Below are 26,300 nucleotides of genomic sequence, written 5' to 3' on the forward strand. Positions count from 1 at the left end.
TGTATTTTAACACTTTTTATAATCCTTGACGATGAATGAGACACAATACTTGCTGAAAACATTTTTTGTCGGTAAACTTACATTAAGTAAGAAAAAATTGGCGACTATTTGAATTTCGCTACTTAAAAAAGAGGTGTCTTTTATGCCAGCGTTTCATCATATTTCACTATTAACCAAAAATCACAAGCAAAATGTTGCTTTTTATACCGAATTATTGGGCATGCGCTTTGTTAAAAATACTGTCAATCAAGAAAATAATAGAATGTTACATTACTACTACGGCGATTATACAGGGAGTCCCGGTAGCGTGGTTACCTTTTTTATTGTTCCTCATCTGGGGCAACGTTATGATCACAATCACTTTTTAGCTACGATTGGGTTAAATATTCCAACGAATAGTTTAAGTTATTGGCAAAATCGCTTAGAAAATAAAGGTATTCTAGTTACTCGTAAGAAAAATCAAATATTTTTTGATGATCCCGATCATGTAGGAATAATTTTGACAGAAGTTGCAGAAGCTCCCTTAAAACCTGAATTGCAGGTTAAAAATGATATTCCAGCAGACAAACAAATTTTAGGTTTAGCTTCAACCCAGCTTCATGTATCAGACCTAGCAGCTACCACTGATTTTTTCAAGAAGTATTTGGATTGGAATGTGATAGACAGCACAATAACACTGAGTAAGACAGAACATTTGGAGCTTTATCAAACGAATACAACAGAAAAAACCCGGATGGGTCGTGGCAGTATTGATCATATTGCCTTTGCAGTAAAAGATGATAAAGCCTTAAATGATTTATATCAAAAAGCACAAGAACAAAATTGGCAAATTGAAGAAATTATTTCGCGTGGTTACTTTAAGAGCTTGTATATTCGCGAACCTGGTGGAAATCGCCTTGAATTTGCTACAATGTCTCCAGGCTTTACCCTTGACGAACCTTTGGAAAGTTTAGGAGAAAGTTTTGCATTACCTCCTTTTCTAGCCGATAAACGTGCTGAAATCCAAGCAAATTTATATCCAATTGACTAATTAAATAAACGATTTTACTTAAAGCCTGTAACAAGTTTTGTTACAGGCTTTTTCGTGCATACCTATTTTTAGTAATTCTAGGAGATGAATTGCTAAAAAACGCTATCATCTTACTTCTAAATCGTTTATTTTTGAAAAAATATGCGTATTATTTGTCATATTTTCCATTTACTTTCATACTAGTAGTGATACACAACTGGGAAAATGATGAAGAGGTGAAGCACATTGATCGAATTTCAACACGTAACAAAAATTTATAAAGGCGGCAAAGTCGCTGTGGAAGATGTCAATTTGTCTTTTAATAAAGGCGAATTTATCTGTTTTATTGGTACAAGTGGTTCTGGTAAAACAACTTGCATGCGCATGATTAACCGGATGAATGAACCAACTAAAGGAAAAATCCTAATTAACGACAAAGACATAAAAGAAGTTAATCCGGTTGAATTGCGACGTAAAATTGGCTATGTGATTCAAAACATTGGTCTAATGCCCCATATGACGATTCGAGAAAATATTACGTTAGTCCAAAAGTTGCTGAAAGTCGATGAACAAACTCGCCAAGAAACAGCAGAAAAAATGATTGATTTAGTAGAATTACCACGAGAAATGTTGGATCGTTATCCCGCAGAACTTTCTGGTGGTCAGCAACAACGGATTGGGGTTGTTCGGGCACTTGCCGCTAACCAAGATATCATTTTAATGGATGAACCCTTTGGAGCTTTAGATCCGATTACCCGCGATGCACTCCAAGATTTAGTAAAAGATTTACAAGAACGCTTAGGTAAAACGATAGTCTTTGTTACTCATGATATGGACGAAGCTTTAAAATTGGCAAATCGCATTGTTATTATGAGTGAAGGTAAAGTAATTCAATTTGATACACCAGAAAATATTTTACGAAGTCCAGCCAATGAATTCGTCGAAGAGTTAATTGGTGAAGACCGACTCTTACAGGCAAAACCAGATACAACAACTGTTGGCGAAGTCATGCTAAAAAATGCGATTACCATTACCCCAGAAAAATCTTTGCGAGAAGCAATTTCTCTTATGCGAGAAAAACGCGTAGATACGTTGCTTGTCACAGATAATAGTAAAATTTTAAAAGGTTTCATTGATGTAGAGTCAATTGATAAAATGCGAGGAAAAGCCTCCAGTGTTGGGGACATTTTGAATAAAGATGTCTTTTATGTCAAAGAAGATAAGTTACTCCGAGATGTGTTACAACGCATTTTAAAACGTGGTTTAAAATATGTACCGGTCGTCGATCAAAAAAATCGGGTTGTCGGAATTTTAACGCGGGCCTCATTGGTCGATATTGTCTACGATGTTTTATGGGGTGATGAAACTTCCATCAGTGAAGCAATTGAATCTGCAAAAGAGGAGGCGTAAAGTATGGCTGATTTTTTTGCAAAACACGGTTCGGAAATTTTAAATAAAAGTTTTGAGCATATTTATATTTCATTTTTTGCTTTAATACTGGGAATTGTTATCGCTGTTCCACTAGGCGTCTTTTTAACTCGCTTCAAAAAAGCAGCCAACATTGTAATTACTGTTACCAGTGCATTGCAAACTATTCCCTCTCTTGCACTTTTGGCATTAATGATTCCTATTTTTGGTGTGGGGAAAGTTCCTGCGATTATCGCACTGTTTATTTATTCTCTGCTACCAATTTTACGTAACACTTATATCGGTATGAAAAATGTGGATGGAAATTACTTAGATGTTGCACGTGGTATGGGCATGACGAATTTACAGTCAATTTTTAGTGTAGAACTCCCTATTGCCATGCCAACCATTATGGCAGGTATTCGCTTAGCCTCTGTTTATGTTATCGCTTGGGCGACGCTAGCTTCTTATATTGGCGCCGGCGGTTTAGGGGATCTGATTTTTAGTGGTTTAAATAACTACCAACCCGATTTAATTTTTGCTGGGACGATTCCAGTAACATTATTGGCTTTATTAAGTGATTTTCTTTTAGGCTTATTAGAAAATCATTTAACACCTAAAGCTTTAAGGGGGACGGATTAATGAAAAAAATAAAAACACTCTTCCTTGCACTGGTGACAACAATTTTATTAGCTGGTTGTTCCTTTCCAGGACTAGCTTCTTCAAGTAGTGAAAATACTGTTGCTATTACTGGCGGTATTACTTCTGAGGCGCAAATTTTGGCAAGTTTGGTTGCTGGCATGATTGAACATTATACCGATTTGGATACAACAATTATTAATAATTTAGCAACAACCACAATTAATAACCAAGCTATGGTAAATGGAGATGCCCAAATATCTGCCGCACGTTATACCGGAACAGACTTAACTGCAACGTTAGGCATGGAACCTGTTAAAGACCCTGCAGAAGCTTTCAAACTGGTCAAAACTGAATTTAACAAACGGTATCAACAAACGTGGTTTAAATCTTATGGTTTTGACAATACGTATACATTTTTAGTACGAAAAGATACAGCTGAAAAATATAATTTGAAAAAAATTAGTGACTTGAAAAAAGTGAGTGATGAGCTTGTTGCTGGCGTTGATACTTCTTGGATAAATCGTAAAGGCGACGGCTACGATGGCTTTCAAAAGGAATACGGCTTTTCATTTAAAAATATTTTACCTATGCAAATCGGTCTCGTTTACGATGCAGTAGCAGCTGGAAAAATGGATATTGTTTTAGGTTACTCAACTGATGGGCGAATTGCCAGCTATGATTTGGTAATGTTAGAAGATGATTTAAAATTCTTCCCGCCTTATGATGCAGCGGCAATTGCAGATAATAAGTTATTAAAAAAATATCCAGATTTGCAAACAGCTTTGGGACGTTTAGAAGGTGTTATTGATACCAAGCAAATGCAGAAATTAAATTATGAAGCCGATAACAATTTAGTTGAACCTTCTGTCGTCGCAGAAAAATTTCTTAAAGACAATCATTATTTCGAAGGGAAGTGAGTAGATGGATCTGCAAAATATGAATTTAGCCGAACAATTTGTTTATTATTTTAAAGAAAATGGCAGTTACGTTTTCAGCCAATTTTTACGTCACTTCTTAATTTCGATTTATGGCGTACTATTAGCAGCAATTGTGGCTATTCCGTTAGGGATTTTAATTTCAAAAAGACACAAATTAGCTGATTGGGTTATTCGGATTGCCAATGTTATTCAAACCGTGCCACAGCTTGCAATGTTATCTATTTTGATGATTGGCTTAGGTTTGGGGGTAAACGTTGTTATCGTAACAGTTTTTCTTTACTCCATTTTGCCTATTATTAAAAATACCTATACTGGTATGAAGCAAGTAGATAAAAATGCTTTGGATGTCGGGAAAGGGATGGGAATGACCAGCTGGCAGCGGCTTTATATGATTGAGCTTCCTCTTTCCATTTCTGTTATTATGGCAGGAATTCGGAATGCTTTAGTTGTTGCAATTGGAATTACAGCAATTGGAGCATTCGTAGGAGCAGGAGGATTAGGCGATATTATTATTCGCGGTACAAATGCTACAGATGGCGCTTCTATTATTTTGGCCGGTGCATTGCCAACTGCTTTAATGGCCATTATTACAGACTGGATTTTAGGAATGGTGGAACACCGCCTAGATCCAGCTGGGAAAACTTCAAAATAAAGAAAAAGACTTGTAAAAAGTACCGCTGTTCATTGTTGGCACAAAAACCAGTAATGAACAGCGGTATAAAATTTAAAAGTCTTTTTTTATTTTTTCAAATGATAACTATAGGTACTAACAATAATATTTTGTCGCCAAGACAGACGCATTCTTAAGCGTAAGCTTGTTTGGTTGTGTAAAATATTTTGCCAGCGCCGACGTGGCACAAATTGGGGAATGATTACCGTTGTCGTATAATTGTGTTTCTTTGCATTTTTGCTGACAAGATCGACATAACGGAGAATCGGATTTTCAATTGAACGGTAAGAGGAATGAACCACAGAAAATCGAACATCTGGGAAATTTTGTTTGAACTCTGCTTCGATTTCCTTTTCTTTTTTTACATCCTCGTCTAGTGAAACATGCATCGCGACAACATAATCGCCGATAGATTGCGCATAATTTAACGCCCCCACATTTACACGCGTTACGTTTCCGACTAAAACAATCACTGTATTACCATCGTACGTATGCAGTTTTGCCTCGTCTTCCATTAAACGCAGTTGTTCGGCTACTTTACGATAATGATCATGAATCTTATAAAAAACAAATAATAAAACTGGCATAATAATGAAAAATGGCCAGATATCACCTAGACGATAAATAAATAAAATTGCAATAATCGCATAAGAGATAAACGCCCCTACAATGTTGGCAATCGATTTTTTTAACCAACCATTGCCTTGTTTTTGCCAGTGGCGAACCATTCCTGTTTGAGACAAAGCAAAAGGAATAAATACACCAATAGAATATAAAGGAATTAAGCGTTCTGTTGAGCCTTGAAAAATAAACAACAAGACAATTGACCCTGCTGCCAGAGTAATAATACCATTAGAATACCCAAGACGATCCCCACGATCCTGATACATATGAGGCATAAATTTATCTTTTGCTAAATTATAAGCCAGAACTGGAAACGCAGAAAAACCTGTATTGGCAGCAACAGCCAATATTAGAGCGGTACTAAATTGTAGTGCATAATACATAATTCCATGGCCAAAAACAGCTTCTCCAATTTGAGATAGGACTGTTACTTCTTGCTTCGGTACAACGCCATACCAATAATTGATAAAAGTAATTCCCACAAAGAAGAAGCCCAAAATACTTGCCATGATGGCTAATGTTGCCGCTGCATTTTTTGCCCGCGGTTTTTTAAAGAAAGGTACAGCATTACTAATGGCTTCTACCCCAGTTAAAGAAGAAGAACCCGAAGAAAAAGCTCGTAAAATTAACGCAATGGAAATTCCAGGTACCACTGCCCCTGGTAATGCTGTTGCATTTAACGGCTGTATACCACTGACAATCTTAAACAATCCCACAGCGATTAAAATCGTAATAACGGCAATAAACGTATAAACCGGCACCATCAAAAAACTAGCTGACTCTCTTAATCCACGTAAATTCATCATCATAATTAACAAAACAATAAAAATTGAGATTGCAACTTGATGACCATATAGTGCTGGTACAGCAGAAGTAATTGCTTCAGCACCAGCAGAAACTGATACTGCTACTGTCAGCATGTAGTCAATTAAAAGAGACCCTCCGGAAATAAGTCCCGCATTGCGTCCCAAATTCTCACTACTAACTACATAAGCACCGCCGCCGTGTGGATAAGCATGAATAATTTGACGATAAGACAGTGTTAAGGAAACCAACAAAATAATGACAAACGCTGCAATTGGCAACGAATACCAAATTGCTGCTGTAGATAATGCCAATAAAACAACCACAATCTGTTCTGTTCCGTATGCAATAGAAGATAGTGCATCTGATGATAATAATGCCAATGCTGCAAATCGTGTTAACTTCTGTTCATCATTTTCTGCTGATTTCAAAGGCCGCCCCACTAACAGCCGTTTTAAATAGTTCACTTTTCCTTACTCCTTTACAAAAATAATTTAGTCTAACAAATGAATGCTTAGTAGTTTATAACAACCCTAAAAAATAGAAATAATTGCTGCAATCAAGAGTGTATGCTACGCTTCTCTTTTGAAAAAGTCAATGAAAATTTCAGTTAAAAATCTCCTGTTACTTATTAAATTCACCAGTATTATTGTGAAGGAAATGTAATCGTTTACTAAAACTATGAATAAGAGAGCAAATTGCAATAACAATCTGTCTTGCAATTTGCTCTCATTTCTATCAGTGGAAAAAATGGCTTTCTTTGGTCATATTCCCAAGTTTCTTGGTAACACCTTCTAAATACGGATAGGCAATTGTCCCTACTACCCCAAAGAAAACAAATAATCCTACCATAATGAAGATGTTCGGCCATGCATTTGCCCAATAAATTCCTCCTGCTGACTCGCGTAATAAATCAACTGCATGGGTAAATGGCAGTAACGGATTAATCATTTGGAAAAATTTACCGGAGACTTGAATTGGATAATTCCCGCCGCCCCCAGAAATAGACAAAACAAGAATAATAATCGCAATTCCTTTCCCGATATTGCCAAACAATGCCGCCAAGACGTAGACAATCATCATAAAGGAAAGCCCCACTAGCAATCCAAACAACACCGCATAAACAGGTTGTTTGACATCGACACCCAATAGGAAATAATTTCCTAATGTCACAATTAATGCTTGTGCCACTGCCTCTGTTAAGAAAGTAAGCATTCGGGCAACGAAAGTTTCACGTTTTGAAAAACGCCCTTTGTTTTTATCTTCTATAAAAACATCCGTTGCTGCTACACTTGATAATAACAATGCGCCTACCCACAAACATAGTGCAGTATAAAACGGTGTACTAGCAGAGCCATTGTTTGCCATTGGATACATTTGATTGGTTTTTAACGCAACTGGATTAGTGAAAAATTCACTTTCTTTATTTGCATCCAGTTTTAAGAGCTTGATGACTTCACCAAGATCAGCAGTTTCTTCACCTTTTTTAATAGCGGCGGCCGCTTTTTCAATCCCCGCACGTAACGAAGGCCAATTATTTTGAATTAAATCTGTCGCTACATCCAATGCTTTTTCAACTTCAGGTAATTTTTCATTAACCATTCCCATGGTACTGGTTAAATCTTTTTTGATTCCTGGCCAATCTTTTTCATAAAAATCAACGGCTAATGCTAATTTTTTCTCAACTTCCGGCAGATCATTTTGATAAAGATCAGCACCTTTATTAATACCAGCAACAATTGCACTCATATGACCATTTAACATTACATTGGCATCATGCAACTCTTTCCCGATTGCTGGCATTTCTTTTTGATACTTCTCTAAAATTTTAATCGCATTGGTCACTGTCGTTTTCGTTGAAGCTAATAACGCTTGAAAATCAATATGTTGCGCTTTTGTCAATAAACCATCCGCTGTATTAATGGTTGCAATTAACTGCGTCAAACCTTTTGAAATTTCACTGGAAATCTCAGTGGCATCAATGCCACTTAAAACCTTATTTACTTCATCGCCTACATTTTGGACTTGGTCAATAAAGTTAAGCGCTGCGTTGACATCCCCGGCTTGAATATAGCTATTTAACGTGGTAATCCAAGTAGCTAAACCACTAATCAGTGTTTTGGCATTATTTAAGCGACTGACTAAATCTTGTAAAATTTGACTATCACTGGCATTGGGTAACTTGTTGATAAAATCAATCAGATTTTGAATAATTGTCTGCTGTGTATTTAAATGGCTAACAAAATCTTGAAGCGTTTTGTCGATTGCCTTTTTTTCTTCAGCGGATAACTGATTATCTTTTAAAGCTGTAGAGACATCTTCTAATGCACTATTTAATTCCGTATGAATAAACTGCAAATTATTTAAAATCATGTTAACACTTTGGGTAATGTTCGGAATTGCCTTTTGCAATTCTTCGGCCCCTTCTTTAGTGGTATTGGCAAATGCTTGTGCCTCATTTCCCAGCTTTTGAATATCTGGTAAAACCCCTTGAACTTGTTCAATGATCGTTAGACCTTGTTTGGCATCTTTGATCCCTGCATCCATTGTGCTCTTAATATTATCAAAATCACCATCAACCATCGCCAACTGCTTACCAGCATTTTGAATTTCAGGAATCTTAGCTTGTAAATCTAAAATAATAGCTGCTTCTTTTTTTAATTGCGGCATTTTATCATTTAGACTGACGAGTTTATTTCCCATTTCATCTACTTGAGGTAAATAATCAATAAATTGATTGGCCTTAGACAACTTTTCTTTAATTTCTGGCATTTTATCCTTTAAAGCAACAACTTCTTTTGTATAACCTTCAATTTGATCTAAGTTATCATTAGTGGTCAAAATCAAATTTTTCACTTTATTAATGCTGACTAAATTGCTATCAATATCATAGCCAATTTCATTAAATACCTTCAACAAAGTATTGCTGGCCGTATCAATAAATTGATCAGAGATTTGAGTCTGTAAACTACTTGCCCCTTTATCAGCAATTTTAGGTGCAATCGCATTAATTTTTTCATTAATGTAATACTCAATCGTAGGCTTTTTAATCGTCCCAGTTGTAAAACTTAATAAATCCGTAGAAAATTCTTTTGGCAAGTAAATGCCCGCATAGTATTTACCTGAACGCACGCCTTTTGTCAGTTCTTGTTTAGAATCAACAAAGCGCCACCCCAATTGTTTGTTAGCGTGAAGGGTATCAATTACCTGATCACCAATTTCAATTTTTTTGCCTTGTAGACTAGCACCTGCATCATCACTATAGACTGCAATTGGCAGCTCGCCTGTATTTCCATATGGATCCCACAATGCTTTGATATTAAACCAAGCATACAAAGAAGGTAAAACCATTAATGCAACGATTAAAAACGTTGCCATTGGATTTTTAAAAATTCGTTTCCAGTCCGTTTTATATAATTCAAAAACATTTCTAATATGCTGCATATTCATCACCTTTATTTTTTTCTGCTTGCTTACTTTACCATTTTTTATTTTAAGGAACCATCGAAAAAATCTCGTCATATCTGACTTTTTGACACTTATGACGATCTGTCATAAAGAAAAGGGTTGCATTGTTCCAAATTGCATTTCTTCTTAAACATTACTTTAATTTTACCAAAGTTAGCATTATATAGAAATAAATACGGTTCTTTTGAACATCGCAAAAAAATAATAGCTTCCAATCTTGGTTAACACTACCGCTGATTGGAAACTATTATTTTTTATACTCTTATTTTTCACTTGTGGTATCTAACCAATCCCATAACACTTTTAAAGTGGTGCCTTCTAAAAAAGGTTTTAAGCCAATTTCTGCTGGATTGCGGTGGTTGGCAGGAAGACTTTGATCTGGTATTAAAACGACTTTCATTCCTGCGCGCATAGCTGCCTTAGCCCCTGTCAATGAATCTTCTGCTGCAATCGTATTTTTAGGATCAGCGCCAACTTTTGCCGCAGTTGTCAGATAGATTTCAGGGGCAGGTTTTAATGCTTTGACGTCATCTCCAAACGTTATTGCGTCAAAAAAAGAAGCCAATTGGAAATAATCCAAATACATTTCACCTCTTTGTCTCAAAGTAGACGTTGCTAAGCCACAAAATAAACCTTTTTCTTTAACCTTTGCCAAAGTTTCTTTTGCATAAGGCTTCAACTGCAATGCTCCTTTTGCCAATTCCTCAGCAATAAAAAATTCCCGCTCTATTTTCATTTTTTCTACAATTTCTTCTGAGCCAAAATGAGCAGCTAGTTTATTCATCGTTTGACTAGCACTTTGCCCGCTCCATCCTCTCATATCAGCCTCCGTTAGTGAGATACCATGATTTTTGGCTACTTTCAACCAACCTCGTTGGTACATTTGTTCACTATCTAGCAGTAAGCCATCCATATCAAAAATTACCATTTCTGTCATCAAATCACCCTAAATTCTTTGCATTTAAAAATTTCGTTACTGTTAATTCAAACAGCTCATTAACTTGATCTGGTGCCTCAGCGTAAGTCACATTGATTGTCGGCGTTGCCAAACTATCAAACACACGCAGTGGCTGTCTAGTTACCACATCAAAAGTTACTTTAGGCGCATGAATTGTCTCGCCACATGGACCAGAATGGATAATAGCAAGCTCTGCGGTATCATTTGGTAATAATCGTAAGCGATAAAACACGCCATCTAAAAATTCTCGCTTCTCATTATAGTTCGCTTTAATTTTTTGCCACTGTTCTTCTTTCATTATCGTTCCTCCTACCACTTTTTATCCTCATTATAATCCAAAAAACACCTTGTAACCAATGAAGGTTACAAGGTGCTTAGCTTCTAAAAATTTAATCATTGTTGTTTTCGATTATTTAGCGTTTCATCCATAATAAAAGTTGCAATTCGTTCATTAGATTGGCTAGTTGGATAAACCGAACGACCAGAACGGAAATCTGCCGTATCTAATTTTGCTAAATATTCATCAGAAATTGCTTTTTGAATAGAAATGACACGTCGATTTAAAACTTCCCAATCTGTTTCTGAAAGATAATTGTCGACAATCATCAAATTCTCATTCTGATAATTGTGTATTTGATTGTTGGTAATCACAAGATTATATTCTTTAAACTGCGCTAATTCTTCTGGGGAAACAAACAACGGCGAGTCGTTGTACAAATCAATTTTAAATCGTTCCCCATATTGCCCTTTTAATAAACTACGTAACATTTTGGCATGACGCACGCCCATGTCACTGATAATTAAAATAGACAAGCGACGGCGTAATCCTTCTAATTGAATAGGCAGATTTCCCCATTCTTTTAATAAAATACATAACACATCTGATTCTGTTTTTTGTACCCAAGGGAAATTGCAATCTTTTTCAATTTCCCGTAAATTCACACTAACGATTTTAGAAAAAATGGGGTAAATCCGTTGAATATTTTGAGCAGATTCCTGACTTTGATTGTGTAAAATTTCACGATCATAGGGATAAAGACTATATGTGGAGTACAATCCCATCATCTGCTGGATAATTTTCTTTTCATCCCGTTCGTTTAAAGGAAAATCAACAGCTTGAGAAACGGCATGCAAAAAATGTTCAATAGCTGCCTGAATTCGAAATTCTTGTTGCCGATTATCCCAACTGTAGTATTCGTGAAAAACCGTTCGACTCGTTTCCCGATGCCACAAGGGGACTAATTTGTAATTAGTCGTGGCAAATTTCTCACTGTAACTATGATTACTCTTAATAAGTTGGTCCAAGAAATCGTCTGGCTCACTGTAGATTTCTTCACTTAACATAAAACCTTGCGATGCACGAATAATTGTCACCATTAATAAATAAGCATGTTCGATAATTTCATGATCGTCCCATAAAATATCAAAATCCGTCGAAGTTCGCATTACAAAACAAACGAGTTGCTGGCGCTCCAAATCAAAAGGCCATTCAGTAGTACCATATGCTTCAAGAAAATATGATTGGTAGAAAAAGCGTACCCAGCGTTCGTCTGGTGCTATAACGCGAAATGGTTTACGCTCTAATACCAGCCCTCTTCGTTTTAACGCTTTTGCTGTATTATTCACCAAGCGATAAAAAGTCGCCTCACTTAAATATAATTTATTGATCCAATAATCTGCATCTTGATTGGGGTTTAAAAAACCTGCTCAATAAATTGAAATTCATTAGAATTTTGAATTACGTTTTGATAAATATTGTTAATCTTATTGGATTGCAGCGGATGCGCCTTAATCCCTCGTACTTTTGAACTGTCAATATGAAGGTATTCTTCCAATTCATCATTAATATAATTCACGTCTGTTATTAACGTTTTTGTAGAACAATCTAAATGAGCTGCAACCTCTTCTAGCGACCACCAGCGTTGGTGCTTTGTTAAAAATTCAATTAAATAAAGACGCCTCTTTGCAGCCGTATTCAATAATGCTCGCATCGCTCTCACCAACTTGCCATTTTTTAATTTTATTTTAACATATATAGCATCAAGTATGGAATAATTCGAGCCACTTTTGAAGATGAATTTTACTTACTCCACTTTTTTTCACAAAAAAGAAATTTATGAATGGTTTTTGAAAAAGCGATAGCACCAATTGTTCTATCCTGCTTTAAAAAGCAAACATTGTTATCTATTGTGAAATCCATTTAACTTTTTATCAAATTCTCGTTAAGCTAAGAGTGTAAAGAACGAGACTACTATAAATTATCTTTTGTCACATAAGGAAACATAGTAATTGGGGGGAACGACTATGTTAAAAAAATTATGGAATAAACGAGCAACCAAATTAATTATTGTTTGTCTAGGTGCACTTATTGCATTTTTAGCTTTTGATTTTTATACTTCTGGTACTACATATGGTAGTAATTCAGCGGCGGCGCAAACACCGAGTGACGTAATCGCACCCACAATTCTTGGTGATGCAGTCATCACATTGGAACGCGGAGAGACTTTTGAACCAGCCAATCATTTTACTGTAACAGACGATCAAGATGAAAATCCTACTTTAGAAGTTCAAACAGCTGTAGATACATCTGTCGTAGGTGTTACACCAGTCTTACTGACTGCTAAAGATGAACTAGGCAATACAAGTACTAAACAAATTACTGTTAACGTCATCGACACTGCAGCAGAAGAAAAAGCAAAAGCTGAGGAACAAGCTAAAAAAGAACAAGCTAAAAAAGAACAAGCAGAAAAAAAAGCGGCAGAAGAAAAAGCCGCTAAAGAGCAAGAAGAAATTGCAGCACAAGTTGAAAATACTCAACAAGATACGCCTTCAAGTGATTTTAATACAAATGAAACTGAAAGTAGGACAAATAAAGTAGCTAGTAACCAGTCGCAAAATAATGCGCAACCAGCAAATACAAACAGCGCCAACACAAATTCTGCTCCAGCTGCTCCTACAACTATTCAACCAATGCAACTTGAAATTAACGGCAAATTGATTAACTATCAAAATGCTGGTCAAGGAAGCGGTCAAGCAATTATTGATGCAGATCATAGTCGTGCCGCTACTTGGGGCGGAGCTCCTGTTCAATCTGGTGACGACGGTTTAAATACACATATTATCGCCCACAACCCCGGTGCCTTTGATGTTATCTTTAGTCTTGGAATTGGCTCTCAAATTAGGATATCAGATGCCAGCGGAAAAATTTCTACGTATACGGTCGGCGAAATTGCTCAAGTTGATGATGAAGCATATCGGCTTAGTGATGGTGCTGACTATTGGGACAAAATGATCGGTACTGGTGGCGGTGAAAGAGTTACCTTACAGGCTTGTATCAATGATATTCACAACCTCGTCATATTTGCTTATAAATAAAAAATGCTTGTCCTCCCACGAGTATTTAAATAATAAAAAAGCACTTCAACAAAGTAGCAAAACTTGTTGAAGTGTTTTTTTATTATGTATCTTGAGGTGCAGGCGTTAAGTCTGCTAACCCGACACTGATACGTAACGCACGATCTACAGCTTTCATTGTAATGGAATCTAAAACGCAGACTTTTTCCTTCAAGCGGCTTTTGTCAATTGTGCGAATCTGTTCCAGCAAGATCACTGAATCTTTATTAATACCACTTTCTGCCGCCTTGATGCCGACATGAGTTGGCAATTTAGGTTTTGCCATTTTAGCCGTAATTGCTGCTACAATCACCGTTGGACTAAAATGATTGCCCCGATCATTTTGGATAATCAAAACAGGACGAATCCCCCCCTGCTCAGATCCTACAACCGGTGACAAATCAGCAAAGAAAATATCTCCGCGTTTCACCATTTAACTCATCCTCATTCAATATATTCCCGTGGTACCCGCGGCGAAATGCCACAAGCAACTTCGTAGTGAATTGTCTCTAATTTTTCTGCAACTTGTTGTAATGTGATTTCATTATTCCCATTTTTCCCAATTAGCGTCACTTTTGTACCAACTGACATCTCATATGGCAAACGAATCATAATTTGATCCATACAAACGCGACCGACAATTTCACAAAACTTCCCATTTACTAAAACATTGAACCCTTGTAACTTCCGTAACCAGCCGTCTGCATAACCAATGGGAACTGTCCCAATCCATTCTGATTTGGAGGTAATATATGTCTCACCATACCCAATACCATAGCCTTTAGGTACTTGTTTCACTTGCACGAGCTCTGACACTAATTCTAATGCAGCCGTAAGCTCATAAGGTTCTACCAATGCTTTGCCTGAAGGATTTAGCCCATATAATGCAATTCCGTAGCGCACTAGATTGCCGATTGGTTCATGCCACAACGCAGTAGCACTATTGCTGTCATGTACAAAAAGAGGTTGATAAGGCAATTGCTCCAAAACAGTCAAAAACCGTTTTTTCTGTATCTCATAATAATCTTTGTCTGCCTGATCTGCTGTCGCAAAATGGGTGAAAATTCCTTCCCATTGCATTTGCGGTATCGCTTCCATTAAATGAACGGCTTGATTAACAGCTTCAGAATTCAAAAATCCAATCCGACCCATTCCAGTATCAACTTTTAAATGAACTTTCAATGGATGTGGCAACTGCTCTGCCTGAAGAACCAATGCTGCTTTTTCTAACCACGCTAACGTTGCAACTGGAAACGACAAGTCATATTCACTTAATAAATGTAAATACGCAATATCTACTACTCCTAAAATTAGAATAGGTTGGGTAATTCCACTCTCACGCAACTCAATCCCCTCATCGATTGTTGCCACACAAAACCCTGTTGCCCCACCTTTTATCGCAGCGTTTGCTACAGCTACTGCACCATGACCATACCCGTCTGCTTTCACTACAGCAAACAGATTGGTTCCTTTTGGTAATTGCTGTAAGACATTTTTAATATTTTGTGCGATAGCACTTAAATTTATGATTGCTTTAGTCGGACGGTGAATCGATGTAACCACGGTTTTTCCTTCTTTCTATGTTTAAACAAATTATTCTGCTAATAAAATTTGGGCAAATGCTGTTTCATCTGTATGTGTAATACTGACAAATACTTGACCTTTGTGAGGAGAAGCAGTCATTTTTGGTGCACCAAAATCATCTGGTAAAATTTCAAGGTCTTGAAATGTGACTTTACCAATTCCTGTACCCCAAGCTTTAGAAAAAGCTTCTTTACACGCATAACGTCCACCAAGAAACTCTACTTGTCGTTTAAATGACAAATTTTCAAAAATTGCCAACTCTTTAGCTGTTAAAACACGTTGTGCAAATTGTGGTTTATCTGTAATAATTTTTTTGATCCGAGTTAGTTCAACAGCATCAATGCCAATTCCTTTTATCATTTGAAAACTCCCACATTACAATTTCTGTGTAATTCAAGCGATGATTTTTTACTAGTATTATTCTACCAAATGTTGCGAGAAAAACCATTAAAAGACTTCACATCTTTCAACAAACTATAACGAAATATTATAAAGGCAATTTTATTCAATCTCAAGCGTAACGCAAATGTCTACGTTATGTAAACCCTTTTTTAAATAAAAAAAGAATTATTTGTTATATAAAAATTTATATTTTTGTTAATAAATAGTAAAAAAGCAACGAATCAATTTTGTTTGATCCGTTGCTTTTTGTAACATATTAATCTTGGTTATTACGAATAACAAAACTGCGTTTGCCGCCGCCATCATTTTGACGACGGTCATCACGGCGACGGTCATCGCGACGACGATCGTTACGTTTTTGGCCTTCTTTATTGTAGTGACTGTTTTTATTTTTATTGCGGTAATTTCCGCCTTCTTTGCGGTTATTACCACCGCCACCACGACGATTATTTTTATTAAATCCTTTTTTACCACTTGGTAGCGGACGTTCTGGGGTAATTTTAACTGGAATAGCATCGGCTGGATCTTTTGCAAGAGTTTTTAGTAACAATGCAACTAAAACTTCTGGATCATAGCCTTCAATTAATTTTTCAGCCGTAGTCATATACCGTTCCAAACCGTTTTCTTTTAAGCCATCTTCAACTTGTTGGACTGCAGCACCTAGTTGTCCTTTGAACGCTTCTTTTTCGGTTGGTGGACGTAATGGTGACATGCGTTTTTTCGTTAAGTTTTCAATAACGTGCAAATAACTCATTTCATTTGGTGTTACAAAAGTTACAGACATCCCGCCTTTGCCGGCACGACCAGTACGACCAATACGGTGAACATAGCTTTCTGGATCTTGTGGAATATCGTAATTGTAGACGTGTGTTACACCAGAAATATCCAAACCACGAGCAGCAACGTCAGTAGCGACTAAAATGTCTAATTGACCTGATTTAAAAGCACGTAGTACGCTCATTCGTTTTTGTTGTGACAAGTCACCATGAATACCTTCTGCACGATAACCACGGGTTTCTAAACCACGGGCTAATTCATCTACACGACGTTTTGTTCGACCAAAAACAATCGCAAGTTCTGGTGTTTGAACATCTAATAAGCGCGTCATTACATCAAATTTTTCAAAATCTTTTGCCCGAACATAATATTGATCAATTAAATCAGCCGTCATTTCTTTAGCTTTAATTTGAACATGTTCAGGATTTTTCATAAATTTTACGCCAATACTTTTAATAGCTGGGGGCATCGTAGCAGAAAATAGTAATGTTTGGCGTTCTTCTGGAACTTGGGAGATAATTTTTTCAATATCTTCTAAAAAGCCCATGTTCAACATTTCGTCGGCTTCGTCTAAGACTAATGTCCGAACAGTTCCTAATTTCAATGTGTGACGGTTAATATGGTCAAGCATTCGACCAGGTGTCCCAACAACAATATGGGGACGATCTTTTAAGCCGCGAATTTGACGGCCAATATCTGCACCACCATAAACAGCTTGCACGCGAATTTTTTTGTCACGTCCTAGACGATACAATTCTTCTTGTGTTTGAATCGCAAGTTCACGTGTTGGTGCAATAACAAGTCCTTGCAAGGTATGATTGTTAGTATCAATTTTTTCTAACATTGGTAGACCAAACGCTGCTGTTTTACCAGTACCAGTTTGTGCTTGACCGATTACATCGCGACCTGCTAGTGCTAAAGGAATTGTTGCTTCTTGGATTGGGGTTGCTTCTTCAAAGCCGGCCCGTTCGACAGATTGCAATAATTCAGGTGATAAATTAAGTTCGTTAAATTTCAAAAGTTTCCTCCTTGAGATGTGTTTCTTATCTATTATATTTGAGATGCCCCTCTACCGAAAATAACTCTCGGCAGCCTGCTGCCAAATAGCAAAAGAGGAAGGCCAAAAGAGGCACAATCAAAAAGCTTGAGTCATTCATAAAGCATAAAAATTGCTTTCGCTTATTCATTGTCTACTTTTGTACCGTCCTCTTAACTTCAAAAAGTGAATTTCACTTTACCCTTGATTTTCGGTATCGCGTCATTTTAACACAGAATGAAACTTTCAGCAAGTTTTCAATTTTGATATTGGAACAAAAAAAACAAACAATTCTAATTACAAATTGTTTGCCTTCTCATTTTTACACTAAAGCTGATACAACTTCTGTTAAGCCCATTCCGTTACTACCTTTTAATACAATCGTATCCGTCGGTTGCAACTCAGCTTGAATTAATTTTATTAGTTCAGCTTTATTTTCTTTATCAAAATGATACACCGTAAACTGGCTATCTTTTTGGGTCAAAGCATTAAATAAAGCTTTCATTTCACTACCGTATAAGAAAATGACACTGAAGCGGTCATCAATATGATATGCCATATTCGCATGCATTGTTTTTGAATCTGGCCCCAATTCCAACATATCAGCTAAGACTGCTAATTTACGTCCGTCTGTTTTTAAATTAGAGACTGTATCTAAGACTAATCCCATAGCAGTTGGATTGGCGTTATACACATCGCTCAAAATTTGGGCACCATTTTTCGCTGCAAGCCATTCTGTTCTATTTTTAGTTAATTGAAATTCAGCTAATCCTCGTTGAATATTTTGTGGTGACACGCCAAAATATTTTCCCAGAGCATACGCAATCAATGCATTTTTAACATTATACCCCCCAATAACGGGAATCGTGTATTCTGTCTTGTGAATCATAAATGTTGTTTTAGCTTTATCCTCTTTTGTAATAGTTGCTGTTAGATTGCCCCTATCTAAGCCAAAAGTAGTGATTTTTTGTGGCAAATCAACAATAAGTGGCGTTAATAAAGGCTCATCAGCCGGAATTACCAACAAGCCATCCCGTTTTAATCCCGCAGTAATTTCCATTTTTGCTTTGGCAATCCCTGTACGAGAACCTAAATTTTCAATATGAGCTTCACCAATAATTGTAATTGCCGCAGCATCTGGTTGCGCTAATAAAGAAAGTTCTGTTAATTCTCCTGCATGGTCCATTCCCATCTCTAATACCAAAACTTCACAATCTGTTGGCATATGCAAAATCGTATAAGGCATACCGATATTATTATTATAGTTGCCTTGTGTTTTGTATGTTTTAAACTGTGTTGCCATTACAGCCGCCGTCATATCTTTTGTGGTCGTTTTACCATTACTACCAGTAATTGCTGCAACTTTTGGATTGACCTTTTGCAAATAGTACTGTGCTAAAGTTTGCAATGCCGCTAAAACATCAGCAACTAAAATGACAACCATATCCGTTGGCGCATCTTTTAAATCTCGACTCCAAAATGTTGCGACTGCCCCGTTTTCTTTTGCGGCGGCGACAAAGTCATGCCCGTCTCGTTCCCCCGCTAGAGGAACAAACAAGCCACCGCTTGTAATCTTGCGACTATCAAATTCAATAGTTGAGATAATCGTTTCTTCTTGAAATTCATTTTGCCCAAATAAAGTAGCAATTTCTTTAACAGTTAACTTCATTTTGATCTCCATTCTAAACATATTCATGACCAATGCTACCCAAACCGACTTGACTTTTTAATGAAAAAGATTTTATAAATTCCGTTACACTTTTTGACTTAAGTGGCAAAAATCAACTCAAATTATTAACCAATAAACGAGCAAATCTATTGTATTCAAATAAAAAAGGTGAGATATTCGCAAAGAATCATCTCACCTTTTTTTTATTTCACGTCGGTTAAAAAGCTTTGCCGTTGTTTATAACGTTTTAATGCTAATTGGATCAATTCTTCGATTAAATCACCATATTTTAATCCCATTTTTTCCCATAGTGATGGATACATACTATATTGGGTAAAACCAGGCATTGTGTTTAATTCATTTAAAAACAATTCATTTTTATTGGTTAAAAAGAAGTCACAGCGAGACAATCCGCTACCACCTAGCATAATGTAGGCTTTCTTCGCAAATTCTTGCGCTTTTTCTTGCACATCTTCTGTTACTTCCGCTGGAATTTGCATGACAATTTGGTTGTCGATATATTTAGAATTATAGTCATAAAACGCTACATCTTTGACAATTTCACCCGCTAAAGTTGTGCGGACATCTTCATTGCCTAAAATAGCAACTTCAATCTCTCGCGCTTCAATCCCTTGTTCTACAATTGCCCGTGTATCATATTTATACGCTTCTTGTAAGGCGTTTTGTAATTCTTCTCTGTTTTCCGCTTTTGAAATACCAACAGAAGAACCCATGTTGGCTGGTTTGATAAACATTGGGTACAACAAAGTACCTTCACATTGTTCAAAAATTTGCTTAGGATTTTCTTTCCATAGATTTTTCAATACCGGAACATAAGGAACTTGCGGAATACCTGCAGCTTGTAAAATATATTTCGTCATAATTTTATCCATACCACAAGCACTTGTTAAGACGCCCGCACCAATATAAGGCATATCGATCGTTTCTAAGAAGCCTTGAATGGTACCGTCTTCACCATTTGGTCCGTGTAGCAATGGAAAAACAACAGCATCTTCTTCTTTGATAGTGCTTGGTGAAATCACTTCGCCAGTTGCATCTTTTGTATCCCAAGTTAAGTTAAGAACTGATTCATTTTTTGGCTTTTCAGTTAGCAATGGACCTTTGACCCATACGCCGTCTTTTGTGATGAAAACTAGTTGGACTTGATAGTAGTCGTAGTAGATAGCATTCAGCACTGAATAAGCTGAAAGAATTGAGACATCGTGCTCGGCACTGCGACCGCCATATAATAATACGATTTTCAAAAGTATTTCCTCCCGTGATCAACTCACATCTTTTTTATCTCTCACATTTTAGCACAAAAAAGACTTTCGCGACATAATATTTCAAAAGTAGCTGAGCGTACTGACCAAATTTATTTGTAAATTTCATTTAAAATAGCTCCTAACTTCTTTTTGTAACTGTATTATTTGTCACCACAACATTTAGACAGTACCATAGAAGAAAAGCAATCCATTTTAGTTTGAACCTGTAGGAGGTGCAAAAATGAGCGCAGAAGTTTCTAAAAAAAAGCGGCTACAGACAATCATCAAAATTTTTACAAAATATAAAGTTATCCAAAATTTTACCCAGCAAAAAAATCCAACTGCCGTTAGAACTGCTTTTGAAGAGTTGGGGCCAACTTTCATTAAAATTGGGCAGATGCTATCCGTACGCACTGATTTACTTTCACCTGCTTATATTAAAGCCTTTAAAAGCCTGCAAGATAATGTCAAAAGTGATGACTTTACAGCGGTCAAAGCACTATTAGAAACCGAGTGGGAACTTCCCCTTGATACTATTTTTGCCGATTTTGAAGAAAAAGCTTTTGCTTCTGCTTCAATTGGTCAAGCTCATCGTGCGACTTTAAAAAGCGGCCAGCAAGTGGTAGTAAAAGTCCAACACCCTGGCATCATTTCAGCTATCCATGTCGACTTGGCCTTATTTGAAAAAGCCATTCCTTTATTTGCGAAAATTCCTGAAACAAAAGTCATTGATTTGCGTAGTGTTTTACGAGAAGTCAAAACTTCTCTTGATAACGAAACAGATTTTTTAAAAGAAAGCAAAAATGCAGAACGTTTTTATAAAAATAACAATAATTGGCATGAAGTCAAAGTTCCACAAGTTTTCCATGAATACTGTACAAAGAAAGTCATTGTTTTAGAATTTATGCCTGGAGAAAGTCTACGTTATTTACTAGAGGCACCAGCAAAAGAAGTCGCCTACGAAGATGTTACCAAAAAAGACTTAAAGAAAAAAATTGGTCTGCTTTTAGTCGAATCCTTTATGAAACAAGTTTTTGAAGATGGTTTCTTCCATGCTGATCCACATCCTGGGAATCTTTTTTTTCAATTAATCAGCGCAAAAGAAAACAACGCTTCTGATAAAGAACGAGTAGGTAAATTTGGACCTTGGGGATACGAAGCAAGATGGCAAACAACTGCAAAATGCCAACCTTACCGCATTGTCTATTTGGACTTTGGTATGATGGGCAGTTTAGATGATACTTTGCGAGGAAAACTGACAGATACAGTCATTGCCCTTTATACCCAAGATACTACAGCTGTAGCCCAGGCTGTGTTGCGTTTGTGCCGTCAAGAAGGACCGTTTGATGAATACCGGTTTCACGACGAACTCGAACAATTTTTAGTGGAGTATTATCACTTGTCTTTAAAAGAAATTGATTTACAACAAGTGCTAAGTCAGGTTATTAGGATTTGTAACGCCAATAATTTGCAAATGGATCAAGCGATTACAATGCTAATTAAAGCCTTTGGTACATTAGAAGGTGTTGTTGAAGAATTGGATCCTGAACTTTCTATGATGGAAGTTTTACAAAAATTCGCGCAAAAATATTTTTTCAAGCAATTTGATATTAAAGAGGAAGCAAAACGGCAAGGCTTAAACCTCTTTAAAAACTTACGGAACTTGCCAAAATTACCAGAAAAAATCAGCAATGCACTTGATACCATTAGTAACGGTAAGAGTCGGGTCAATTTAGAAATCAAGGATCAAAAACAAATTTTAGATCGGCTTGAAACAATGCTCAATCGGATTGTCGTTGCCTTGATTTTAGCAGCTGTAATTTTAAGTTCTTCTTTGTTAGTCGTTTCAAGTCCGGATACTCAACCGAAGTTTGTTAACAATTTGGGATTGTTTGGCTATATTGCTGCCTTTGTGACTATTTTACTATTGGCTATTGGGTATCTTTATCGCCGCTTTAAAAAATAGCACCTTCACTTAACGGTTGGATTGGCGCAAAAACAAAAGAAACAATAAAAGCAGTATTGCAGTCGAAATTTATGTATTTTGACTACAATACTGCTTTTTTATTCTATTTCTTTCAGTAATTTTTCCATTTGGGTAACAAATTCTTGCCGATTTTCTGCCGTAAACGCTTTTGGTCCTTTTGTTCGTTGCCCGGCTTTTCTTAATTTAGCGCCTAAGTAACGTTGTTCTAACAATTGATCAATTGTTTCTAACAAATATTCTTTTCCGCTATGATGAAATACCCGTGCCCCTTTTGGTAAAACTAATGAAGCTAATCCATAATCTTGCGTTATCACCCAATCATCGGCTTTAATCTCTTTTACAATGCGGTAATCTGCACTGTCAGCTCCCTTATCTACATAAATGAATTGCACAAAATCTGGATAAGTTTCTGTTGTGTAATGATCGATACTGGTCACGATTAGTACATCCACTTGATATTTTTTAGCTAGCTGAATCACTTCTTTTTTTACTGGTGAACCATCCCCATCCACTACAAAACGCATATTTTCACTTCCTCATCAATCTTTTCACAACTAGTATGACGTAGGAGCGATCTTTTAGCAAATTTTTCTCTTTTTCTAATCAGCCATTTTTTCAATCAAATGAAATTGTTGATTAGACAGCTCATACACTGTATCGCAAGCTTTCGCAACTTCTTTTTCATGGGTCACTAAAATAATGCATTTATTTTGTTCATGGGCTATTTTTTGAAACAACGTCACGATTTCTTTTGAAGTCTTCTCATCCAAGTTACCCGTGGGTTCATCAGCTACAATCAATTCGTGATCACAACACAACGCTCGGACAATCGCCACCCGCTGCTGTTGCCCCCCTGAAAGCTGTGTAATTTTCTTTTTAGCCAAATCTGTCGTAATTCCAACTTGTGCTAAATTATCTAAGGCATAGGCAGTAGGATCTCCTTGTTGCGTCTTGGCAATCGACATTGCAGTTAAAACATTATCCAAAGCTGACATATAGGGTAATAAATTGTATGCTTGGAAAACAATTGAAACATCTTTGCGACGGTATTCTCTAAGTCCAATTTCTTTTAGGGATTGATTTTGATATAAAACAGTTCCATTTTTTGGTTCATCTAAGCCTGTAATTAAAGATAAAAATGTAGTTTTTCCAGACCCACTCGTACCAAGTATTGCGTAAAGTTTCCCTCTTTCAAATGTTAAATTGATATTTTCAAATAGTGGCTGTTGTGCATCATACCAATAGCTTAAATTTTGTGTTGTTAATGTCATTTGTCTACTCCTTTTGATAAAACACTTAATCTAGATTCATTTGTTAGTAGTGTATTTTTTAACCGGGTAATCGACGTTTAAGATACTAAAATCTCTTTAGGATTAAGACGAAAGATACCAATACTTGCTAATAAAATGGCCCCCATACTGATTAAAAGTCCCATACCCACAAGACTTGCTATTTCAGTCGGTGAAACTTTAATCTTCAATTCCTGGACAGCTTTATTTGACGTCATCATGCTAGCGAACTTGCCATTTTGTTTTCCTGGTGCTTCTTCTGGCCTAGCGCCTCTATTTTGATTTGCGGCTGGTTGGTTACTTGCCACTTGGGTAGTCTGATTTTGTTGTTCAAGTAATTGATTTCCCACAACATTTCCAACCAGATTGCCGCTTGCTGTCGCAAGCAATAAAGCAAATAACATGCAAATAAAAATTTCTGTGAAAAATTGTAAAATGACTTTTACGCGTGCTTCTCCTAATGAAAGCAGCACTCCTATTTCATACCGGCGTTCGCGAATGGTTAACATGACAATCAAGGTCAAAATAATAATACCGGCTAACGCTACGAGAATAATAATATTTTGCGCAAATTTTGCCACATTATCTAATGGCTGCGCCATTTGCTGATACATTTGATCATTCGTCTGAATGCTATAGGTATCGGTATCAATTAATTTATTAGCTTTTGCAACAAAACTGTCCATATTTTTTGGATCAGATAAATTGTAAAGTGCTGAATCAATGGTGTCTGTGCTCTCGCTACCTTTTAACCGATTGGCTAAGGTGTAGGAAGTAAAAATTGTATTTGCTGGATTCATAAAGTTAAAGCGCATTCCCATACTTGTACCACTATCACTGGTTTCATAGATTCCTTTTATTTTAAGCGTGACGGCTTTGTCATCACTATCTTTGAGTTTGAAAGTATCTCCAACTGCTAGCCCATTTGCTTTAGCCAGCGCTGATTCAATCAGAACATTATTGCTACTTTCATCTTCAGTGGTAATGCTTTGACCTTCTATAATTTTTGCTGTTCCTTGTGCAAAACTATTATAGGTCTCACTAGTTGAAACGCCGGTGATTTGAAAGTCTCCTTGGCTAATCTTTTCTATTTTTCCTCCAGCTGGCATAGAAAAACCATTTTCTTCCTCCGATTCATCTTCCTTATCTTCTTGATCTTGGTTTTCCTCAGTCGAGATTGGCTCTATTCCAGTGGATTTCGCAGCAGAAGTGCTCACTTCAAATGAATAATCTTTCACACCGCTTAAAGCAGCTATCTTTTTTGCATCTTCTATTTTGACGGGCGTCATTTCAAAATTACCTGGTTCTGGACGACTATCTTCCCCTTCACTCGTTTTGTGTTGCTCAAACATCTTTTCTCTATTTGTAGTCAAAGTCACAGTTGCGCCAATACTTTTTTTGGCATTTTCACTTGCAACCTCAGCCGCACTTTTAATTGTCAATCCAGCTAATACAAAAATTAGAATTGCTGAAAAGACCGCAATTAATAATATGCTTCGCCCCTTTTTAGCCCACAGGCTCTGATAAGCGCGCTTAAAAAAATTCATTTTAAGTCCTCCTATTTTGTTGTTTTTACTTACTTTTTTAGCCTATTTTTTTCAGCTTAAAATCGGCTTAAAACAACAAAAAATTATCTTTTATATAACCGATGAAAAATTAAGTTTCATTTATGGTCAACATGGTAAAATTAAACCGAGGTGAAATGTATGTTGAAATTACTGGTTATAGAAGATGAACAGACCTTATCTGACAATATAAAAGAAATCATTCAGCCACTAGGGGAAATCACGCAGGCCTTTGATGGGGAGGTTGGGCTGTTTGAAGCCCAAAGTAATATTTATGATTTAATCTTATTGGATTTAATGCTACCTGGGTTAAATGGTTACGAAGTGTTGGCACAATTACGGACACAAAATATTCAAACACCCGTTTTAATCTTAACAGCTAAAGATGGTATTGATGATAAAGTTACTGGTTTTCAAAAAGGAGCAGACGATTATTTGACGAAACCTTTTTATCGCGAAGAATTATTATTACGGGTAAAAGCACTATTAAAACGTTCCCTTGGTTTATATGAAGAAAACATACTGACATATGGACCAATTAGCTGCAATTTACAAAGTAAACAAGTCCTTTTTCAAAACGATGTGCTAGCAGTTCAAGGCAAAGAATTTGAACTCCTCATATATTTCATTCAAAACAAAGGTGTAATTTTGACAAAAGAACAAATTTTTGATCGTATTTGGGGATTTGATTCGGATACAACGCTAACGGTGGTAGAAGTTTATATGAGTCACCTCCGTAAACATTTAAAACCAACAGGTATAGCTAATGATTTCAAGACCCTACGCAATGTCGGCTATTTATTGCAAGAGTAG

General features: G+C 36.5%; 23 protein-coding genes. 8 read left to right on the forward strand and 15 right to left on the reverse strand.

What is annotated here, in order from left to right; all coding sequences use genetic code 11:
• Positions 1 to 142 precede the first annotated feature (142 nt).
• The 5 genes from EsVE80_RS10565 (at position 143) to EsVE80_RS10585 (ending at position 4,648) form a co-directional block, all read left to right on the forward strand.
• Complete coding sequence (locus tag EsVE80_RS10565) at positions 143 to 1,030, forward strand: VOC family protein (RefSeq protein WP_173103680.1); 888 nt, start codon at positions 143 to 145, stop codon at positions 1,028 to 1,030.
• Between the two features lie 225 nt (positions 1,031 to 1,255).
• Positions 1,256 to 2,419, forward strand: coding sequence for a betaine/proline/choline family ABC transporter ATP-binding protein (locus tag EsVE80_RS10570; RefSeq protein ID WP_173103681.1), 1,164 nt, complete (start codon positions 1,256 to 1,258; stop codon positions 2,417 to 2,419).
• 3 nt (positions 2,420 to 2,422) lie between these two features.
• On the forward strand, positions 2,423 to 3,058 hold the full coding sequence (locus EsVE80_RS10575; RefSeq protein WP_173103682.1) for an ABC transporter permease: 636 nt from the start codon (positions 2,423 to 2,425) through the stop codon (positions 3,056 to 3,058).
• On the forward strand, positions 3,058 to 3,975 hold the full coding sequence (locus EsVE80_RS10580; RefSeq protein WP_173103683.1) for an osmoprotectant ABC transporter substrate-binding protein: 918 nt from the start codon (positions 3,058 to 3,060) through the stop codon (positions 3,973 to 3,975). Before EsVE80_RS10575 ends, EsVE80_RS10580 begins: the two co-directional genes overlap by 1 nt.
• 10 nt (positions 3,976 to 3,985) lie before the next feature.
• Positions 3,986 to 4,648: an ABC transporter permease gene (locus EsVE80_RS10585; protein WP_173104191.1), complete on the forward strand. Its 663-nt coding sequence runs from the start codon at positions 3,986 to 3,988 to the stop codon at positions 4,646 to 4,648.
• 86 nt (positions 4,649 to 4,734) lie between these two features.
• Here EsVE80_RS10585 and EsVE80_RS10590 read toward each other — a convergent pair whose 3' ends face one another.
• The 6 genes from EsVE80_RS10590 to EsVE80_RS13910 form a co-directional block, all read right to left on the reverse strand.
• Positions 4,735 to 6,561 (reverse strand): APC family permease, encoded by a 1,827-nt coding sequence (locus EsVE80_RS10590; RefSeq protein ID WP_173103684.1) that lies wholly within the window; start codon positions 6,559 to 6,561, stop codon positions 4,735 to 4,737.
• 271 nt (positions 6,562 to 6,832) lie between these two features.
• Positions 6,833 to 9,538: a YhgE/Pip domain-containing protein gene (locus EsVE80_RS10595; RefSeq protein ID WP_173103685.1), complete on the reverse strand. Its 2,706-nt coding sequence runs from the start codon at positions 9,536 to 9,538 to the stop codon at positions 6,833 to 6,835.
• A 286-nt stretch (positions 9,539 to 9,824) separates the two neighbouring features.
• Complete coding sequence (locus EsVE80_RS10600) at positions 9,825 to 10,499, reverse strand: HAD family hydrolase (protein ID WP_173103686.1); 675 nt, start codon at positions 10,497 to 10,499, stop codon at positions 9,825 to 9,827.
• 4 nt (positions 10,500 to 10,503) lie between these two features.
• Positions 10,504 to 10,818: a hypothetical protein gene (locus EsVE80_RS10605; protein ID WP_173103687.1), complete on the reverse strand. Its 315-nt coding sequence runs from the start codon at positions 10,816 to 10,818 to the stop codon at positions 10,504 to 10,506.
• Between the two features lie 95 nt (positions 10,819 to 10,913).
• Positions 10,914 to 12,146, reverse strand: a complete 1,233-nt coding sequence (locus tag EsVE80_RS10610; protein ID WP_232061335.1) for a hypothetical protein — start codon at positions 12,144 to 12,146, stop codon at positions 10,914 to 10,916.
• A 68-nt stretch (positions 12,147 to 12,214) separates the two neighbouring features.
• Positions 12,215 to 12,511 carry a helix-turn-helix domain-containing protein gene (locus tag EsVE80_RS13910; RefSeq protein ID WP_232061188.1) on the reverse strand — a complete coding sequence of 99 codons (297 nt, stop codon included), beginning with the start codon at positions 12,509 to 12,511 and terminating at the stop codon, positions 12,215 to 12,217.
• Between the two features lie 313 nt (positions 12,512 to 12,824).
• Between EsVE80_RS13910 and EsVE80_RS10615 the strand changes: the two genes are divergently transcribed.
• Positions 12,825 to 13,895, forward strand: coding sequence for an immunoglobulin-like domain-containing protein (locus EsVE80_RS10615; RefSeq protein ID WP_173103688.1), 1,071 nt, complete (start codon positions 12,825 to 12,827; stop codon positions 13,893 to 13,895).
• Between the two features lie 82 nt (positions 13,896 to 13,977).
• Here EsVE80_RS10615 and EsVE80_RS10620 read toward each other — a convergent pair whose 3' ends face one another.
• The 6 genes from EsVE80_RS10620 to EsVE80_RS10645 form a co-directional block, all read right to left on the reverse strand.
• Complete coding sequence (locus EsVE80_RS10620) at positions 13,978 to 14,346, reverse strand: type II toxin-antitoxin system PemK/MazF family toxin (protein WP_173103689.1); 369 nt, start codon at positions 14,344 to 14,346, stop codon at positions 13,978 to 13,980.
• Positions 14,347 to 14,357: 11 nt separating this feature from the next.
• Positions 14,358 to 15,476 carry an alanine racemase gene (alr, locus tag EsVE80_RS10625; RefSeq protein WP_173103690.1) on the reverse strand — a complete coding sequence of 373 codons (1,119 nt, stop codon included), beginning with the start codon at positions 15,474 to 15,476 and terminating at the stop codon, positions 14,358 to 14,360.
• Between the two features lie 30 nt (positions 15,477 to 15,506).
• Positions 15,507 to 15,857, reverse strand: coding sequence for a holo-ACP synthase (gene acpS, locus EsVE80_RS10630; protein WP_173103691.1), 351 nt, complete (start codon positions 15,855 to 15,857; stop codon positions 15,507 to 15,509).
• Between the two features lie 298 nt (positions 15,858 to 16,155).
• On the reverse strand, positions 16,156 to 17,694 hold the full coding sequence (cshA, locus tag EsVE80_RS10635; protein ID WP_173103692.1) for a degradosome RNA helicase CshA: 1,539 nt from the start codon (positions 17,692 to 17,694) through the stop codon (positions 16,156 to 16,158).
• 340 nt (positions 17,695 to 18,034) lie between these two features.
• Entirely contained in the window at positions 18,035 to 19,381 is a 1,347-nt protein-coding gene (locus EsVE80_RS10640) for a UDP-N-acetylmuramoyl-tripeptide--D-alanyl-D-alanine ligase (protein WP_173103693.1), read from the reverse strand.
• A gap of 203 nt (positions 19,382 to 19,584) precedes the next feature.
• On the reverse strand, positions 19,585 to 20,646 hold the full coding sequence (locus EsVE80_RS10645; protein ID WP_173103694.1) for a D-alanine--D-alanine ligase: 1,062 nt from the start codon (positions 20,644 to 20,646) through the stop codon (positions 19,585 to 19,587).
• Between the two features lie 241 nt (positions 20,647 to 20,887).
• On the opposite strand from EsVE80_RS10645, the gene EsVE80_RS10650 reads away from it, so the two are divergent.
• The gene (locus EsVE80_RS10650; RefSeq protein WP_173103695.1) at positions 20,888 to 22,612 is read left to right on the forward strand and encodes an ABC1 kinase family protein; all 1,725 of its coding nucleotides are present in this window, start codon (positions 20,888 to 20,890) and stop codon (positions 22,610 to 22,612) included.
• A gap of 98 nt (positions 22,613 to 22,710) precedes the next feature.
• Here the strand turns inward: EsVE80_RS10650 and EsVE80_RS10655 are convergent, their stop codons facing one another.
• From EsVE80_RS10655 to EsVE80_RS10665, 3 genes are all read right to left on the reverse strand, one after another.
• Positions 22,711 to 23,157, reverse strand: coding sequence for a YaiI/YqxD family protein (locus EsVE80_RS10655; RefSeq protein ID WP_173103696.1), 447 nt, complete (start codon positions 23,155 to 23,157; stop codon positions 22,711 to 22,713).
• A 75-nt stretch (positions 23,158 to 23,232) separates the two neighbouring features.
• Positions 23,233 to 23,904 carry an ABC transporter ATP-binding protein gene (locus EsVE80_RS10660; RefSeq protein ID WP_173103697.1) on the reverse strand — a complete coding sequence of 224 codons (672 nt, stop codon included), beginning with the start codon at positions 23,902 to 23,904 and terminating at the stop codon, positions 23,233 to 23,235.
• 77 nt (positions 23,905 to 23,981) lie between these two features.
• A complete protein-coding gene (locus EsVE80_RS10665; RefSeq protein WP_173103698.1) occupies positions 23,982 to 25,469 on the reverse strand; it encodes an ABC transporter permease in 1,488 nt (495 codons plus the stop codon).
• Positions 25,470 to 25,628: 159 nt separating this feature from the next.
• On the opposite strand from EsVE80_RS10665, the gene EsVE80_RS10670 reads away from it, so the two are divergent.
• Positions 25,629 to 26,300 (forward strand): response regulator transcription factor, encoded by a 672-nt coding sequence (locus EsVE80_RS10670; protein ID WP_173103699.1) that lies wholly within the window; start codon positions 25,629 to 25,631, stop codon positions 26,298 to 26,300.

It is taken from the genome of Enterococcus saigonensis (genome assembly GCF_011397115.1).
GTDB classification, from domain to species: Bacteria; Bacillota; Bacilli; order Lactobacillales; family Enterococcaceae; genus Enterococcus_C; species Enterococcus_C saigonensis.